Genomic DNA, 12,291 nt, shown 5'->3' with positions numbered 1-12,291 from the left:
TGGGAGGGGGGCTACACCCCTCCCACATTTGACCTGTGTACGGCGGAAGATTTAAGCCGGTTGATCCAGCGTCAACTCAACCCCCAACTGCCGCGACAGGCACGGCCAGCGCTTCCAGGCGGCCTCGGTGTTCGGGCTTTTCAATTGCTCGCGATACGCTTCCACCGACTCCAGCGCAAAACTCTCGTCGTTAAGCATCTCATCCACCGCCAGATGCACAGCTTCGTCCAATTGGTTGGCGAAGGCTTCACCGATCAACTGATGGGCTATCACGTTGGCCACGGTGGTATCCGCCGGAATCAGCGGCTGGCCGAAATGCTTGATATACACATCGTTGACTTCCTCCACCAGGCGATGGGCCAGGTAGGCCTCGTCCAGCAGGCCGTCCAACCCTTCATGACCTGCCAGAATCGCTGGTGGCTGCAGGAAGAAATGCTCGGCAATTTTCAGCACCGGCTTGATCTGGCTTTCGATCCCGGCCTCGCGAGCCACGTCATTGGCGGCATCGAGCAACTCGGGGACGAGGTCGATGTAGGCAGTGACAAAGCGAGTCATGACCACGTTGCGATCACCCTCAGCCAGGGAAATGGCTGCATGCAGGTGCGGCAATTGTTCTTTCAGTTGCAGGGCAAGCTGGCCCGTTGTGGCTTCGTGTTGATGGGCACGGGAAATCTGCTCGCGCAATGCGGCGGTGTTCATGGAGGCTCCAGTGTTGCAGCTGTAGGAATAGGGAGAAGACAAGGTAGCTCGTTTATACGAGCGCCTAAGACGCATTTGTCATAATTATTTCATGGTTATGCGCAGCCGTTATATCGAATTGCCATCGTTCGTCGGAAAATCGATTCCGCACCCGGTTTTATTGAGTTTTACCGATCATTTTCGCTCATTTGCCCCTACACATTGCGGGGTTGCAGAGCGTGTCTATACTCGGGTTTGTACGCGATTCGCTGATGACGCCAGACTGCATAAGCAGGTGAGGCTAAGCGGTTGTAAGCAGTATGGAAGCCGCTCCCTTCGACGCAGGTGCAAACCGGCGGGATAACAAGAACGATAAGGGGAACCCGCAATGATGCGACATCCACACGTTTGGATGGGCCTCCTGTTGTGGTCAGTATTCGGCCAGGCACATGCCGCCTGGACAACGAATATGGCGCCAGGGGCGACAGAAGTCAGTCACGCTGTGTTCGATCTGCACATGACCATTTTCTGGATCTGTGTGGTGATCGGCATCATCGTGTTTGGCGCTATGTTCTGGTCGATGATGGTGCACCGGCGCTCCACGGGCCAGGTGGCCGCCAAGTTCCACGAGAGCACTACCGTGGAAATTCTTTGGACCGTCGTGCCCTTGCTGATCCTGATCGCGATGGCTATTCCGGCGACCAGGACCCTGATCAACATCTACGACAGCAGTGAGTCGGATATCGATATCCAGGTCACCGGCTACCAGTGGAAGTGGCATTACAAATACCTGGGCCAGGACGTTGAGTTCTTCAGCAACCTGGCCACGCCCGCCGAGCAGATCCATAACCAGGCCACCAAAGGTGAGCACTACCTGCTGGAAGTCGACCAGCCGCTGGTGCTGCCGGTGGGTGCCAAGGTGCGGTTCCTGGTCACCGCCGCCGACGTGATCCACTCCTGGTGGGTGCCGGCGTTTGCGGTCAAGCGCGACGCTATCCCTGGGTTCGTCAACGAAGCCTGGACCCGTGTCGAAAAGCCCGGCATTTACCGTGGCCAGTGTGCGGAGCTGTGCGGCAAAGACCACGGCTTCATGCCGATCGTGGTCGAGGTCAAGTCCAAGGCCGACTACGAAACCTGGCTTGGCCAGCGCAAGGAAGAAGCGGCCAAGCTCAAGGAGCTGACCTCCAAAGAGTGGACGCTCCAAGAGTTGGTGGCGCGTGGTGACAAGGTCTATCACACCACTTGCGTGGCCTGTCACCAGGCCGAGGGCCAGGGCTTGCCGCCGATGTTCCCGGCGCTCAAGGGCTCGAAAATCGCCACCGGGCCCGCCGCCGACCACCTGAGCATTGTCTATCACGGCAAGCCTGGCACCGCGATGGCGGCATTCGGCAAGCAGCTCTCGGAAGTGGATATCGCCGCCGTGGTGACCTACGAGCGCAACGCCTGGGGCAACAACAAAGGCGACATGGTCACGCCTAAAGACGTGTTGGCCATCAAGCAGGCGGAAAGCAAATGACGTACTTCATTGCGATTGCGCTGACCCGCCCCGCCCATTTGTTTGCAGGAGAACGGCCATGAGCGCTGTGATCGATGACCATGGCCACGCCAGTGACCATGCCCACGGCCCCGCCAAGGGTTTGATGCGCTGGGTGCTGACCACCAACCATAAAGACATCGGCACGATGTACCTGTGGTTCGCCTTCGCCATGTTCCTGCTCGGCGGCTCGTTTGCGATGGTGATCCGCGCCGAGCTGTTCCAGCCCGGCCTGCAGATCGTCGAGCCGGCGTTCTTCAACCAGATGACCACCATGCATGGCCTGATCATGGTGTTCGGCGCGGTGATGCCGGCATTCGTCGGCCTGGCCAACTGGATGATTCCGTTGATGATCGGCGCGCCCGACATGGCCCTGCCGCGCATGAACAACTTCAGCTTCTGGCTGCTGCCGGCGGCATTCCTGTTATTGGTTTCAACGCTGTTCACCCCCGGCGGCGGGCCGAACTTCGGCTGGACCTTCTACGCCCCGCTTTCCACCACCTATGCGCCGGAAAGCGTGACGTTCTTCATCTTCGCCATTCACTTGATGGGCATCAGTTCGATCATGGGGGCGATCAATGTGGTCGCCACCATCCTCAACCTGCGTGCCCCCGGCATGACCTTGATGAAGATGCCGCTGTTTGTGTGGACCTGGCTGATCACCGCCTTCCTGCTGATCGCGGTGATGCCGGTGCTGGCCGGTTGCGTGACCATGATGCTGATGGACATCCACTTCGGCACCAGCTTCTTCAGTGCGGCCGGCGGCGGTGACCCGGTACTGTTCCAGCACGTGTTCTGGTTCTTCGGCCACCCCGAGGTGTACATCATGATCCTGCCGGCCTTCGGTGCCGTCAGCTCGATCATTCCGACCTTCTCGCGCAAGCCGCTGTTTGGCTACACGTCGATGGTGTACGCCACGGCGAGCATCGCGTTCCTGTCGTTTATCGTGTGGGCGCACCACATGTTCGTGGTCGGCATCCCGCTGGTGGGCGAGTTGTTCTTCATGTACGCCACGCTGCTGATCGCCGTGCCCACCGGGGTGAAGGTATTCAATTGGGTCAGCACCATGTGGCAAGGCTCGCTGACGTTCGAGACGCCGATGCTGTTCGCGGTGGCGTTCGTGATCCTGTTCACCATCGGCGGGTTCTCCGGGCTGATGCTGGCGATCGCGCCGGCGGACTTCCAGTACCACGACACCTACTTCGTGGTGGCGCACTTCCATTACGTACTGGTGCCCGGCGCGATTTTCGGGATCTTCGCCTCGGCCTACTACTGGCTGCCGAAATGGACCGGCCACATGTACGACGAAACCCTGGGCAAGCTGCACTTCTGGCTGTCTTTCGTGGGCATGAACATGGCGTTTTTCCCCATGCACTTCGTTGGGTTGGCCGGTATGCCGCGGCGGGTGCCGGACTACAACCTGCAGTTCGCCGATTTCAACATGGTGTCGTCGATTGGCGCATTCATGTTTGGCGCCACGCAGATCTTCTTCCTGTTCATCGTGATCAAGTGCATCCGGGGCGGCACGCCGGCGCCGGCCAAACCGTGGGACGGCGCCGAAGGGTTGGAGTGGAGCATCCCGTCGCCAGCGCCGTACCACACGTTCACTACGCCGCCGGAGGTCAAATGAACAGGCCTGCGCTGACCTCCCGTGGGAGGGGGCTTGCTCCCGATAGCTATCTCACAGGCAATGATGATGCGGACTGGCACACCGCGATCGGGAGCAAGTCGAATCGTCGCACCGCCCCTCCCACGCTGATTGTGCTCGTCTTGGGTGATCGCCATGGCTGAATCCGTGCCCCTCAAGCGCCTGGTCACCCGCCTGTTGATTCTGGTGCTGGCGATGTTCGCCTTTGGCTTTGCCCTGGTGCCGATCTACGACGTGATGTGCAAGGCGTTCGGCATCAACGGCAAGACCGCCGGGCAGTACGAAGGCTCGCAAGTGGTCGACCCGTCGCGTCAGGTGCGGGTGCAGTTCCTGTCTACCAATGCCATCGACATGGTCTGGGACTTTTACGCCAAGGCTGACGAGGTGGTGGTCAACCCCGGCGCGGTGACCGAGATGCTGTTTGTGGCGCACAACCCTACCGACAAGCCGATGACTGCCCAGGCAGTGCCCAGCATCTCCCCGGCGGAAGCGGCCATGTACTTCCACAAAACCGAGTGCTTCTGCTTCACCCAGCAAGTACTGCAGCCAGGCGAGCGTATCGAGATGCCGGTGCGCTTTATCGTCGACCGCGACATGCCCAGGGATGTGAAGCATTTGACCCTGGCGTACACGCTGTTTGACATCACTGCGCGCCAACCGCCCGTGGCTGCCCATACCGGCGGCTAGCTACTGTTTGCCCGCTCAATCAGGAGAGCGAATACATGTCGACTCATGATACGTACTACGTACCAGCGCAAAGCAAATGGCCAATAATTGCCACGTTTGGCCTGCTGATCACTGTGTATGGCCTGGGTGTGTGGTTCAACGATCTCAAGGCCGCACGCCCGGAATCCCACGGCCCGTGGATCTTTTTCGTCGGCGGGCTGTTGCTGGCCTACATGATGTTTGGCTGGTTCGGTGCCGTGATCAAAGAAAGCCGTGCCGGTTTGTACAGCTCGCAGATGGACCGCTCGTTTCGTTGGGGCATGACGTGGTTCATTTTTTCCGAAGTGATGTTCTTTATCGCGTTCTTCGGTGCGCTGTTTTATGTGCGGACGTGGTCTGGCCCCTGGTTGGCGGGCGAAGGGCCCAAGGGCATCGCACATATGCTGTGGCCCAATTTCGAGTTTGCCTGGCCCTTGCTCAACAACCCGGACCCCAAGCTCTACCCCGCACCCAAGGGCACCATCAGCCCGTGGGGCCTGCCGTTGGTCAACACCATCCTGCTGGTGAGTTCCAGCGTGACCATCACCATTGCCCACCATGCCTTGCGCAAAGGCCATCGCGGCGCGCTGAAAATCTGGCTGGCGATCACCGTGTTGCTGGGCCTGGCGTTCCTCGGCTTCCAGGCCGAGGAATACATCCACGCCTATAAAGAGCTGGGCCTGACCTTGGGCTCGGGCGTGTACGGTGCGACGTTCTTTATGCTCACGGGTTTCCACGGCGCCCACGTGACCATCGGCACGATCATCTTGTTTGTGATGTTGATGCGCATCCTGCGTGGGCATTTCAATGCCGAGCACCAATTCGGCTTCGAGGCGGCCAGTTGGTATTGGCACTTTGTGGATGTGGTGTGGATCGGCTTGTTTTTCTTCGTCTACGTACTGTGATGCGCCTCACCAAGGTGCATGCGATACCAGCTGGCCGCTGAAGAACCCCCAGGTGATCAACGCCAGGGTGATCACGGCCAGCACGACACGCACGGTCAAGGCTGTGACGAGGCGATTGGAGTGGCCTTCGTCCTTGACCAGAAAGAACAGGCCACTGAACAGGCTCACGACAGTCGCGATCAGCATCAGGGCAATGGCTGCTTTGAGCATGGTCTGGCTCCTGGGCTTTTACGGAGGGGGCGGGCAATGAAAACAAGTATAGCCAGCGCCATGAAACAGTTTCGTCCCGGCATCGCGCCGACCCTGGTGGTGTTGATACTGCTGCCGTTGATGGTGGGGTTGGGGTTCTGGCAGTTGTCGCGGGGGCATGAAAAACAGGTATTGCTCGACACCTATGCCGAGCGCCGTGCGTCGGCGCCAATGAGCAGCGAGCAACTCAATGGTTCCATGGACCCGGCCTTTCGCCGTGTACGCCTGCGTGGTCAATTCGATGCCGAGCACAGCGTATTGCTCGACAACCGCATGCGCGACGGCAAGGCCGGCGTCGAGTTGCTACAGCCCTTTCATGACCAGGCCAGCGGCCTGTGGCTGTGGCTCAATCGCGGCTGGTTGCCGTGGCCGGACCGCCGCGCCGCGCCCGCCTTCACCACCCCTGAACAACCGGTGAACCTCGATGCCTGGGTGTACGTCGCCCCCGGCGAAACCTTCCAACTGCATGCCGACCCCGCCGGTGCGCCATGGCCGCGCCTGCTGACCGCGCTGCACCCCGCCGCGTTATGGGCCGAGCTGGGCCGCAGCGGCTTCGCTTACGAGCTGCGCGCCGAAGCTGGGCCTGGTACGTACGAAACCACCTGGCCGGTGGTCGCCATGGGCCCGGAAAAACACCAGGCCTATGCCGTGCAATGGTTTGCCATGGCGCTGGCGTTGCTGGCGCTTTATGTCTATCTCGGACGGCACAACACAAAGGAGAAGCCCCATGAGAGCGGCCACGAATCGACTCAACATGTCTGAGCTGCCTGATCGACGCAAAGGCCGCTGGCAACTGTTGCTGATCCTGCTGATGGTGATCGGCCCGATGGTGCTCGCCACCTTTATGTACAAGCTGCAGTTTTGGGTGCCGGACAGCCGCAGCTATCACGGCGAAATGATCGGCAACGGCCAGACCCGCGCCGACATCGGCGTGCAGGCCGAGGAAACGCGCTGGCAACTGTTGGTCACCGCGCCCGCGGCCTGCGCCGCGGACTGCCAGCAACTGGTGTACCTCGCACGGCAGTTGCAGATCGGCCTGGGCCGCGATGCCTCTCGCGCCAGCCATGCCCTGGCCAGTGCGCAACCGGTGGGCGCCGACTACGACGCCAAGCTCAAGGCCGAGTACCCGCAATTGCAGCGTTACGCGCTGGACCTCTCGACCTTCACCAAGAACGCCGCCGCGCCGGGTGAGGCGCAGCTGTGGATTGTCGACCCTCACGGCAACCTGGTGCTGCGCTACGACGCCAAGGTCAAGGGCAAGGACTTGCTTAACGACCTGCGCCACCTGCTGAAACTATCGAACATCGGATAAGGGCATCGTCATGGCCAAACCTGGATTTCGCCTCGCGTTGTTTGCCACTTTGCTCGCATTGATCGTCGTGCTGCTGGGCGCCTATACCCGCCTGAGTCACGCAGGCCTTGGCTGCCCGGACTGGCCCGGCTGCTATGGTTTTATCGGCGTGCCGCAAAGCGAAGCCCAATTGGCCCATGCCCAATTGCATTTTCCCGACACGCCGGTGGAGGCCGACAAGGGCTGGGCCGAGATGACCCATCGCTACTTCGCCGGCAGCCTGGGTTTGCTGATTGCGCTGTTGGCGGCGCGTTCGTGGAGTCACCGGCGTGACCCTGGCCAGCCGGTGAAGTTGCCGCTGTTTGTGTTGGCGGTGGTGTTCGCCCAAGCGGCGTTCGGCATGTGGACGGTGACCTTGAAACTCTGGCCACAGGTGGTGACCGGCCATCTGTTGGGCGGCTTTGCGACCTTGAGCCTGTTGTTTTTGCTGACGTTGCGATTGTCCGGCGTACTGCCCGCACTGATCGTGCCCAAGCGCCTGCAATATTGGGCCACCGCCGGGCTGGCGCTGGTGATCGGTCAGATCGCGCTTGGCGGTTGGGTCAGCTCCAATTACGCGGCCGTGGCGTGTGTGGACTTGCCCACCTGCCATGGTCAATGGTGGCCTACGGCGGACTTTGCCAATGGCTTTCACCTGACCCAACACATTGGCCCCAACTACCTGGGCGGCCAACTCGACAGCGAGGCGCGCACGGCCATCCACCTGACCCATCGCATCGGCGCGGTGCTGGTCACCCTGGTGCTGCTGGGCCTGGCCTGGCAATTGCGCGCGGTGGGCATGACCCGGCTCGCGGGGCTGCTGCTGATCGCCCTGGCCGCGCAAATCGGCCTGGGCCTGAGCAATGTGGCGTTCGGTCTGCCGTTGCCGGTGGCGGTCGGGCATAACGCTGGCGGTGCAGCCTTATTGCTGACGCTGGTGCTGGTCAATTATCACGCCCGCACCAGCCTGGTTCGGGTGCGTCATCAGTTGCCGTTCGGCTGGCGTTTCAGCCCGCGCAAACACGTAGCGGGCCTTGTCACCCTTAAAGGAGAGATGCCATGGCGACCTTGATCGGCACGCGTCACGGCCAGGCAATCTGGCGCGACTATTTGGAGCTGACCAAGCCAAAAGTGGTAGTGCTGATGCTCATCACCTCGCTGGTGGGCATGTTCCTCGCCACCCGTGCCGGGGTGCCGTGGACGGTGCTGGTGTTCGGCAACATGGGGATCGCCCTGTGCGCGGGCGGCGCGGCGGCGGTCAACCACGTGGTGGACCGCCGGATCGATGCCGTGATGGCGCGCACCCACAAGCGGCCGCTGGCGGAAGGCCGCGTATCGCCGGTCGCGGCGCTGGCATTTGCGTTGTTTCTGGCTATTGCGGGGCTGGCGTTGCTGCTGGCATTCACCAACCCGCTGGCGGCCTGGCTGACGCTGGCTTCGCTGCTCGGCTATGCAGTGATCTACACCGGTTTTCTCAAGCGCGCGACGCCGCAGAATATCGTCATCGGCGGGTTGGCCGGCGCTGCGCCACCGCTGCTGGGCTGGGTCGCGGTCACCGGACACATCAGCGCCGAACCGCTGTTGCTGGTGCTGATCATCTTTGCCTGGACCCCGCCGCACTTCTGGGCCCTGGCCATCCACCGCAAGGAGGAATACGCCAAGGCCGATATCCCGATGCTGCCGGTCACCCATGGCGAGCACTACACCAAGGTGCATATCCTGCTGTACACCTTTGCCCTGCTGGCGGTGAGCCTGATGCCCTATGTCATCCACATGAGCGGCGCGCTGTATCTGGTGTGCGCATTGGTATTGGGCGGGCGCTTTCTGCAATGGGCCTGGGTGTTGTACCGTGGCGGTCGGCCGCACGCGGCGATCAACACGTTCAAGTACTCTATCTGGTACCTGTTCTTACTGTTTATCGCCCTGCTCGTAGACCACTACCTATTGTTGAACCTATGACTCGAACTCAAAAAACTGTCTTCATCCTGGTGGCCCTGGTGGCCTTGATCATGGGCCTGACCGTTAACAAAGTGCTGTCGGGCAAAGGCCAGGGCGACCCCACTGCGCTAATCGACGCCGGCATTATCCTGCTGCCGCAAAGCCGTCAGTTGCCGCCGGTGACCATGGCCAACCAGGACGGCCAGCCGGTGGTGGTCAACGAATTGAAAGGCAAGTGGAGCCTGCTGTTCTTCGGCTACACCTTCTGCCCGGACATCTGCCCCACCACCCTTGCGCAACTGCGCCAGATCAAGAGCGAACTGCCCAAAGAGGCGGTGGATAACTTGCAAGTGATCCTGGTCAGCGTCGACCCGAACCGCGACACCCCTGCCCAGCTCAAGCAGTACCTGGGCTACTTCGACCCGCAATTTGCAGGCCTCACCGGCGCGAATGTAGGCGACGTACAGAAGGTCTCGAATGCGGTGAGCATCCCGTTCATCCCGGCCGATACCAGCAAGCCGAACTACACCGTCGACCACAGCGGCAACCTCGCGCTGATCGGGCCGGATGGGACGCAGCGTGGGTTTATTCGGGCGCCGTTGAACAACCAGAAGCTGGTGGCGCAGTTGCCAGGGTTGCTACAGCGCAAGTAAAGACAACACAAAGCAAATGTGGGAGGGAGCAAGCCCCCTCCCACATTTTTTGATCTTCGGTGTGTTTGGGATCAGAACGCCGGCTTGATCGCGCCTTTGTACTTCTCTTCGATAAATGCCTTCACTTCTGGTGTGTGCAGCGCTGCAACCAGCTTCTTCACCGCGTCCGAATCCTTGTTGTCTTCGCGGGTGACCAGGATATTCACGTAAGGCGAGTCGCTGCCTTCGATCACCAGGGCGTCCTTGGATGGGTCCAGCTTGGCTTCCAGGGCGTAGTTGGTGTTGATCAGTGCCAGGTCGACCTGTGTGAGCACGCGCGGCAGGGTGGCGGCTTCCAGTTCACGGAACTTCAGGTTTTTGCTGTTACCGGTGACGTCCTTGATGGTCGACAGGATGTTGGTCGGGTCCTTCAGGGTGATCAGACCGTTGTTGGCCAGAAGCAGCAGGGCACGGCCGCCGTTGGTGGCGTCGTTCGGGATCACCACGTTGGCGCCGCTTGGCAGCTCGTCCAGTTTTTTGTACTTGCTGGAGTAGGCGCCCAGGGGTTCCAGATGCACAGCGCCGACGCTCACCAGGTGAGTGCCCTTCGCTTTGTTGAATTCATCCAGGTATGGCTGGTGCTGGAAGAAGTTGGCGTCCAGGCGTTTTTCGGCCACTTGGACGTTGGGCTGTACGTAATCGGTGAAGACTTTGATCTGCAGGTCCACGCCTTCTTTGGCCAGCGCAGGCTTCACGAATTCCAGGATTTGCGCATGCGGTACTGGCGAAGCAGCGACCTTGAGGGTCTCGGCGTGGGCGGAAAACGCGGCAACGGCGGCGAAAGCAACCAGTAGTTTTTTCATCCAACAAGCTCCTTGTTCGGGCATGTGCCGGCGTTGGGCCGGCAATGGCCGTTATTTTCGAGAAAAGTGCACCACCAGCTTGTCGCCGACGGTTTGCAGAATTTGTACCAGGATCATCAGCATCACCACGGTAACCACCATTACATTGTCCTGGAAACGCTGGTAACCGAAACGGATCGCCAAGTCGCCCAGCCCACCGGCACCGACCACGCCGGCCATCGCCGTGTAGGAAACCAGTGTAATCGCGGTCACGGTAATTGCCGCGAAAATGCCGGGGCGTGCTTCGGGCAGCAAGGCGCTGGTGATGATCTGGCGCGTGCTGGCACCCATCGACTGGGTGGCCTCGATGATGCCGCGGTCCACTTCACGCAGGGCGGTTTCCACCAGGCGCGCAAAGAATGGTGTGGCGCCGATAACGAGCGGCGGAATCGCGCCCGCAACGCCCAGCGTGGTGGCCTCGTCCATGTATATGCCAGTGATCAGTTTGGTTAATGGGAGCATCACGATCAGCAGGATGATGAACGGCAGCGAACGCAGCATGTTCACGACCAGCGACAGAAAGGCGTACAAGCCTTTCTGCTCGAACAGCTGACGAGGGCTGGTCAAGAACAGCAGCACGCCCAGGGGCAGGCCCAGCACGACCGTGAAGAACAGCGAGCCGAACAGCATGGTCATGGTATCGCCGGTGGCGAGCCAGATTTCGGACCAGTCGATATCGGCGAAAAAATTCAGGAACAGGTCCATTAGCGCAGCACCTCCATGTGAACGTCTGCGGCGGTGAAGCGGGCAAACGCCGCTTCCATGTCACCGCCGGTGACGGCCAGGGTCAGTTGCCCGTAGGGGATGTCTTTGATGCGGTCGATGCGACCGGCGAGGATGCTGTAGTCCACCCCCGTTTCGCGGGCGACGGTACCCAGCAATGGCGCGTAGGTTGCGTCGCCTTGGAACGTCAGGCGCACGATACGGCCGGGTACGTGGGCGAAGTCATCGCGCTGTTCGCCTTCGTCGACCTGCTCGGCTTCTTGTACGAAACGTTTGGTGGTCGGGTGCTGCGGGTGCAGGAACACGTCGGCCACCGAGCCTTGCTCGACGATCACGCCGGCGTCCATCACGGCCACCTGGTCGCATACGCGGCGGATCACGTCCATTTCATGGGTGATCAGCACGATGGTCAGTTTCAGCTCACGGTTGATCTCGGCCAGCAGTTGCAGCACCGAGGCGGTGGTCTGCGGGTCGAGGGCGCTGGTGGCTTCGTCGCACAGCAAAATCTTCGGCTTGGTCGCCAGGGCGCGGGCGATGCCGACGCGCTGCTTCTGGCCGCCGGATAATTGCGCCGGGTACTTTTTGGCGTGGTCCGACAGGCCGACGCGGGCCAGCAGTTCAGCCACGCGCAGGTTGATGTCCTTGCGCGACAATTCGCCGGCCAGGGTCAGCGGCAACGCCACATTGTCGGCGACGGTCTTGGATGCCAACAGGTTGAAGTGCTGGAAGATCATGCCGACCTGTTGGCGGAAACGGCGCAGGCCGTTGGCGTCCAGGGCGGTGACTTCTTCGCCGTCGACCGTGATCTGGCCGCCGCTCGGTTCTTCGAGGCGGTTGATCAGGCGCAGCAGGGTACTTTTACCCGCGCCCGAATGGCCAATCAGGCCAAACACCTGGCCGTTCTCGACGCGCAGGCTGGTGGGGTGCAGGGCGGGAATATCCTTACCGGCGACGCGGTAGGTTTTATGGACGTTTTGAAACTCGATCACGTAGCGAACCTTGTGGGGCGCATGGAAAAGGGATCAGCGGTTAGCCGGGCGCGCATTT

At 60.9% G+C, this 12,291-nt stretch carries 14 protein-coding genes; 9 read left to right on the top strand and 5 right to left on the bottom strand.

The genetic code is table 11. The features are described 5' to 3' along the window. Positions 1-51: 51 nt before the first annotated feature. The gene (locus tag AB4O23_RS03805; RefSeq protein ID WP_017528726.1) at positions 52-699 is read right to left on the bottom strand and encodes a hypothetical protein; all 648 of its coding nucleotides are present in this window, start codon (positions 697-699) and stop codon (positions 52-54) included. A gap of 367 nt (positions 700-1,066) precedes the next feature. Here AB4O23_RS03805 and coxB point away from each other — a divergent pair, with 367 nt between their 5' ends. The 4 genes from coxB to AB4O23_RS03785 all read left to right on the top strand — a co-directional run bounded on the left by coxB (position 1,067) and on the right by AB4O23_RS03785 (position 5,470). Further along, positions 1,067-2,194: a cytochrome c oxidase subunit II gene (coxB, locus tag AB4O23_RS03800; protein ID WP_065879194.1), complete on the top strand. Its 1,128-nt coding sequence runs from the start codon at positions 1,067-1,069 to the stop codon at positions 2,192-2,194. 58 nt (positions 2,195-2,252) lie between these two features. Continuing rightward, on the top strand, positions 2,253-3,842 hold the full coding sequence (gene ctaD, locus AB4O23_RS03795; protein WP_017528728.1) for a cytochrome c oxidase subunit I: 1,590 nt from the start codon (positions 2,253-2,255) through the stop codon (positions 3,840-3,842). A 153-nt stretch (positions 3,843-3,995) separates the two neighbouring features. Beyond that, positions 3,996-4,547 (top strand): cytochrome c oxidase assembly protein, encoded by a 552-nt coding sequence (locus tag AB4O23_RS03790; protein ID WP_026067327.1) that lies wholly within the window; start codon positions 3,996-3,998, stop codon positions 4,545-4,547. A gap of 35 nt (positions 4,548-4,582) precedes the next feature. Then, positions 4,583-5,470: a cytochrome c oxidase subunit 3 gene (locus tag AB4O23_RS03785; RefSeq protein WP_017528730.1), complete on the top strand. Its 888-nt coding sequence runs from the start codon at positions 4,583-4,585 to the stop codon at positions 5,468-5,470. A gap of 6 nt (positions 5,471-5,476) precedes the next feature. Here AB4O23_RS03785 and AB4O23_RS03780 read toward each other — a convergent pair whose 3' ends face one another. After that, positions 5,477-5,680 (bottom strand): twin transmembrane helix small protein, encoded by a 204-nt coding sequence (locus AB4O23_RS03780; protein ID WP_017528731.1) that lies wholly within the window; start codon positions 5,678-5,680, stop codon positions 5,477-5,479. Between the two features lie 36 nt (positions 5,681-5,716). Here AB4O23_RS03780 and AB4O23_RS03775 point away from each other — a divergent pair, with 36 nt between their 5' ends. Genes AB4O23_RS03775 through AB4O23_RS03755 form a run of 5 tightly spaced genes read left to right on the top strand, consistent with a single transcriptional unit; the run spans position 5,717 to position 9,640 of the window. Continuing rightward, a complete protein-coding gene (locus tag AB4O23_RS03775) occupies positions 5,717-6,481 on the top strand; it encodes an SURF1 family protein (protein WP_032883470.1) in 765 nt (254 codons plus the stop codon). Next, positions 6,447-7,031, top strand: a complete 585-nt coding sequence (locus AB4O23_RS03770; protein WP_017528733.1) for a hypothetical protein — start codon at positions 6,447-6,449, stop codon at positions 7,029-7,031. The genes AB4O23_RS03775 and AB4O23_RS03770 overlap by 35 nt, the downstream gene beginning before the upstream one ends. 10 nt (positions 7,032-7,041) lie before the next feature. Next, positions 7,042-8,121, top strand: coding sequence for a COX15/CtaA family protein (locus AB4O23_RS03765; protein WP_068937955.1), 1,080 nt, complete (start codon positions 7,042-7,044; stop codon positions 8,119-8,121). Next, positions 8,109-9,008, top strand: coding sequence for a heme o synthase (gene cyoE / locus AB4O23_RS03760; protein WP_017528735.1), 900 nt, complete (start codon positions 8,109-8,111; stop codon positions 9,006-9,008). Before AB4O23_RS03765 ends, cyoE begins: the two co-directional genes overlap by 13 nt. Further along, positions 9,005-9,640, top strand: a complete 636-nt coding sequence (locus AB4O23_RS03755; RefSeq protein WP_017528736.1) for an SCO family protein — start codon at positions 9,005-9,007, stop codon at positions 9,638-9,640. The genes cyoE and AB4O23_RS03755 overlap by 4 nt, the downstream gene beginning before the upstream one ends. 71 nt (positions 9,641-9,711) lie before the next feature. Here AB4O23_RS03755 and AB4O23_RS03750 read toward each other — a convergent pair whose 3' ends face one another. The 3 genes from AB4O23_RS03750 to AB4O23_RS03740 are packed head-to-tail and all read right to left on the bottom strand — an operon-like array spanning position 9,712 to position 12,233. Next, complete coding sequence (locus AB4O23_RS03750) at positions 9,712-10,482, bottom strand: MetQ/NlpA family ABC transporter substrate-binding protein (protein ID WP_460062267.1); 771 nt, start codon at positions 10,480-10,482, stop codon at positions 9,712-9,714. Positions 10,483-10,533: 51 nt separating this feature from the next. Then, positions 10,534-11,226 (bottom strand): methionine ABC transporter permease, encoded by a 693-nt coding sequence (locus tag AB4O23_RS03745; protein ID WP_065879190.1) that lies wholly within the window; start codon positions 11,224-11,226, stop codon positions 10,534-10,536. Further along, positions 11,226-12,233 (bottom strand): methionine ABC transporter ATP-binding protein, encoded by a 1,008-nt coding sequence (locus tag AB4O23_RS03740; protein ID WP_065879189.1) that lies wholly within the window; start codon positions 12,231-12,233, stop codon positions 11,226-11,228. Before AB4O23_RS03740 ends, AB4O23_RS03745 begins: the two co-directional genes overlap by 1 nt. Between the last annotated feature and the right edge of the window lie 58 nt (positions 12,234-12,291).

Source organism: Pseudomonas sp. H2_A10, from assembly GCF_054680085.1.
Note: the sequence above shows the minus strand (reverse complement) of the source record. Positions and strands in the feature narration are given on the sequence as shown.

Bases quoted from the DNA above. Each gene is read 5' to 3' on its own strand.
- AB4O23_RS03750 (WP_460062267.1), bottom strand. From the start codon at position 10,482: ATGAAAAAACTACTGGTTGCTTTCGCCGCCGTTGCCGCGTTTTCCGCC.
- AB4O23_RS03780 (WP_017528731.1), bottom strand. From the start codon at position 5,680: ATGCTCAAAGCAGCCATTGCCCTGATGCTGATCGCGACTGTCGTGAGC.
- cyoE (WP_017528735.1), top strand. From the start codon at position 8,109: ATGGCGACCTTGATCGGCACGCGTCACGGCCAGGCAATCTGGCGCGAC.
- AB4O23_RS03745 (WP_065879190.1), bottom strand. From the start codon at position 11,226: ATGGACCTGTTCCTGAATTTTTTCGCCGATATCGACTGGTCCGAAATC.
- AB4O23_RS03765 (WP_068937955.1), top strand. From the start codon at position 7,042: ATGGCCAAACCTGGATTTCGCCTCGCGTTGTTTGCCACTTTGCTCGCA.
- coxB (WP_065879194.1), top strand. From the start codon at position 1,067: ATGATGCGACATCCACACGTTTGGATGGGCCTCCTGTTGTGGTCAGTA.
- AB4O23_RS03755 (WP_017528736.1), top strand. From the start codon at position 9,005: ATGACTCGAACTCAAAAAACTGTCTTCATCCTGGTGGCCCTGGTGGCC.
- ctaD (WP_017528728.1), top strand. From the start codon at position 2,253: ATGAGCGCTGTGATCGATGACCATGGCCACGCCAGTGACCATGCCCAC.
- AB4O23_RS03790 (WP_026067327.1), top strand. From the start codon at position 3,996: ATGGCTGAATCCGTGCCCCTCAAGCGCCTGGTCACCCGCCTGTTGATT.
- AB4O23_RS03775 (WP_032883470.1), top strand. From the start codon at position 5,717: ATGAAAACAAGTATAGCCAGCGCCATGAAACAGTTTCGTCCCGGCATC.
- AB4O23_RS03805 (WP_017528726.1), bottom strand. From the start codon at position 699: ATGAACACCGCCGCATTGCGCGAGCAGATTTCCCGTGCCCATCAACAC.
- AB4O23_RS03785 (WP_017528730.1), top strand. From the start codon at position 4,583: ATGTCGACTCATGATACGTACTACGTACCAGCGCAAAGCAAATGGCCA.
- AB4O23_RS03770 (WP_017528733.1), top strand. From the start codon at position 6,447: ATGAGAGCGGCCACGAATCGACTCAACATGTCTGAGCTGCCTGATCGA.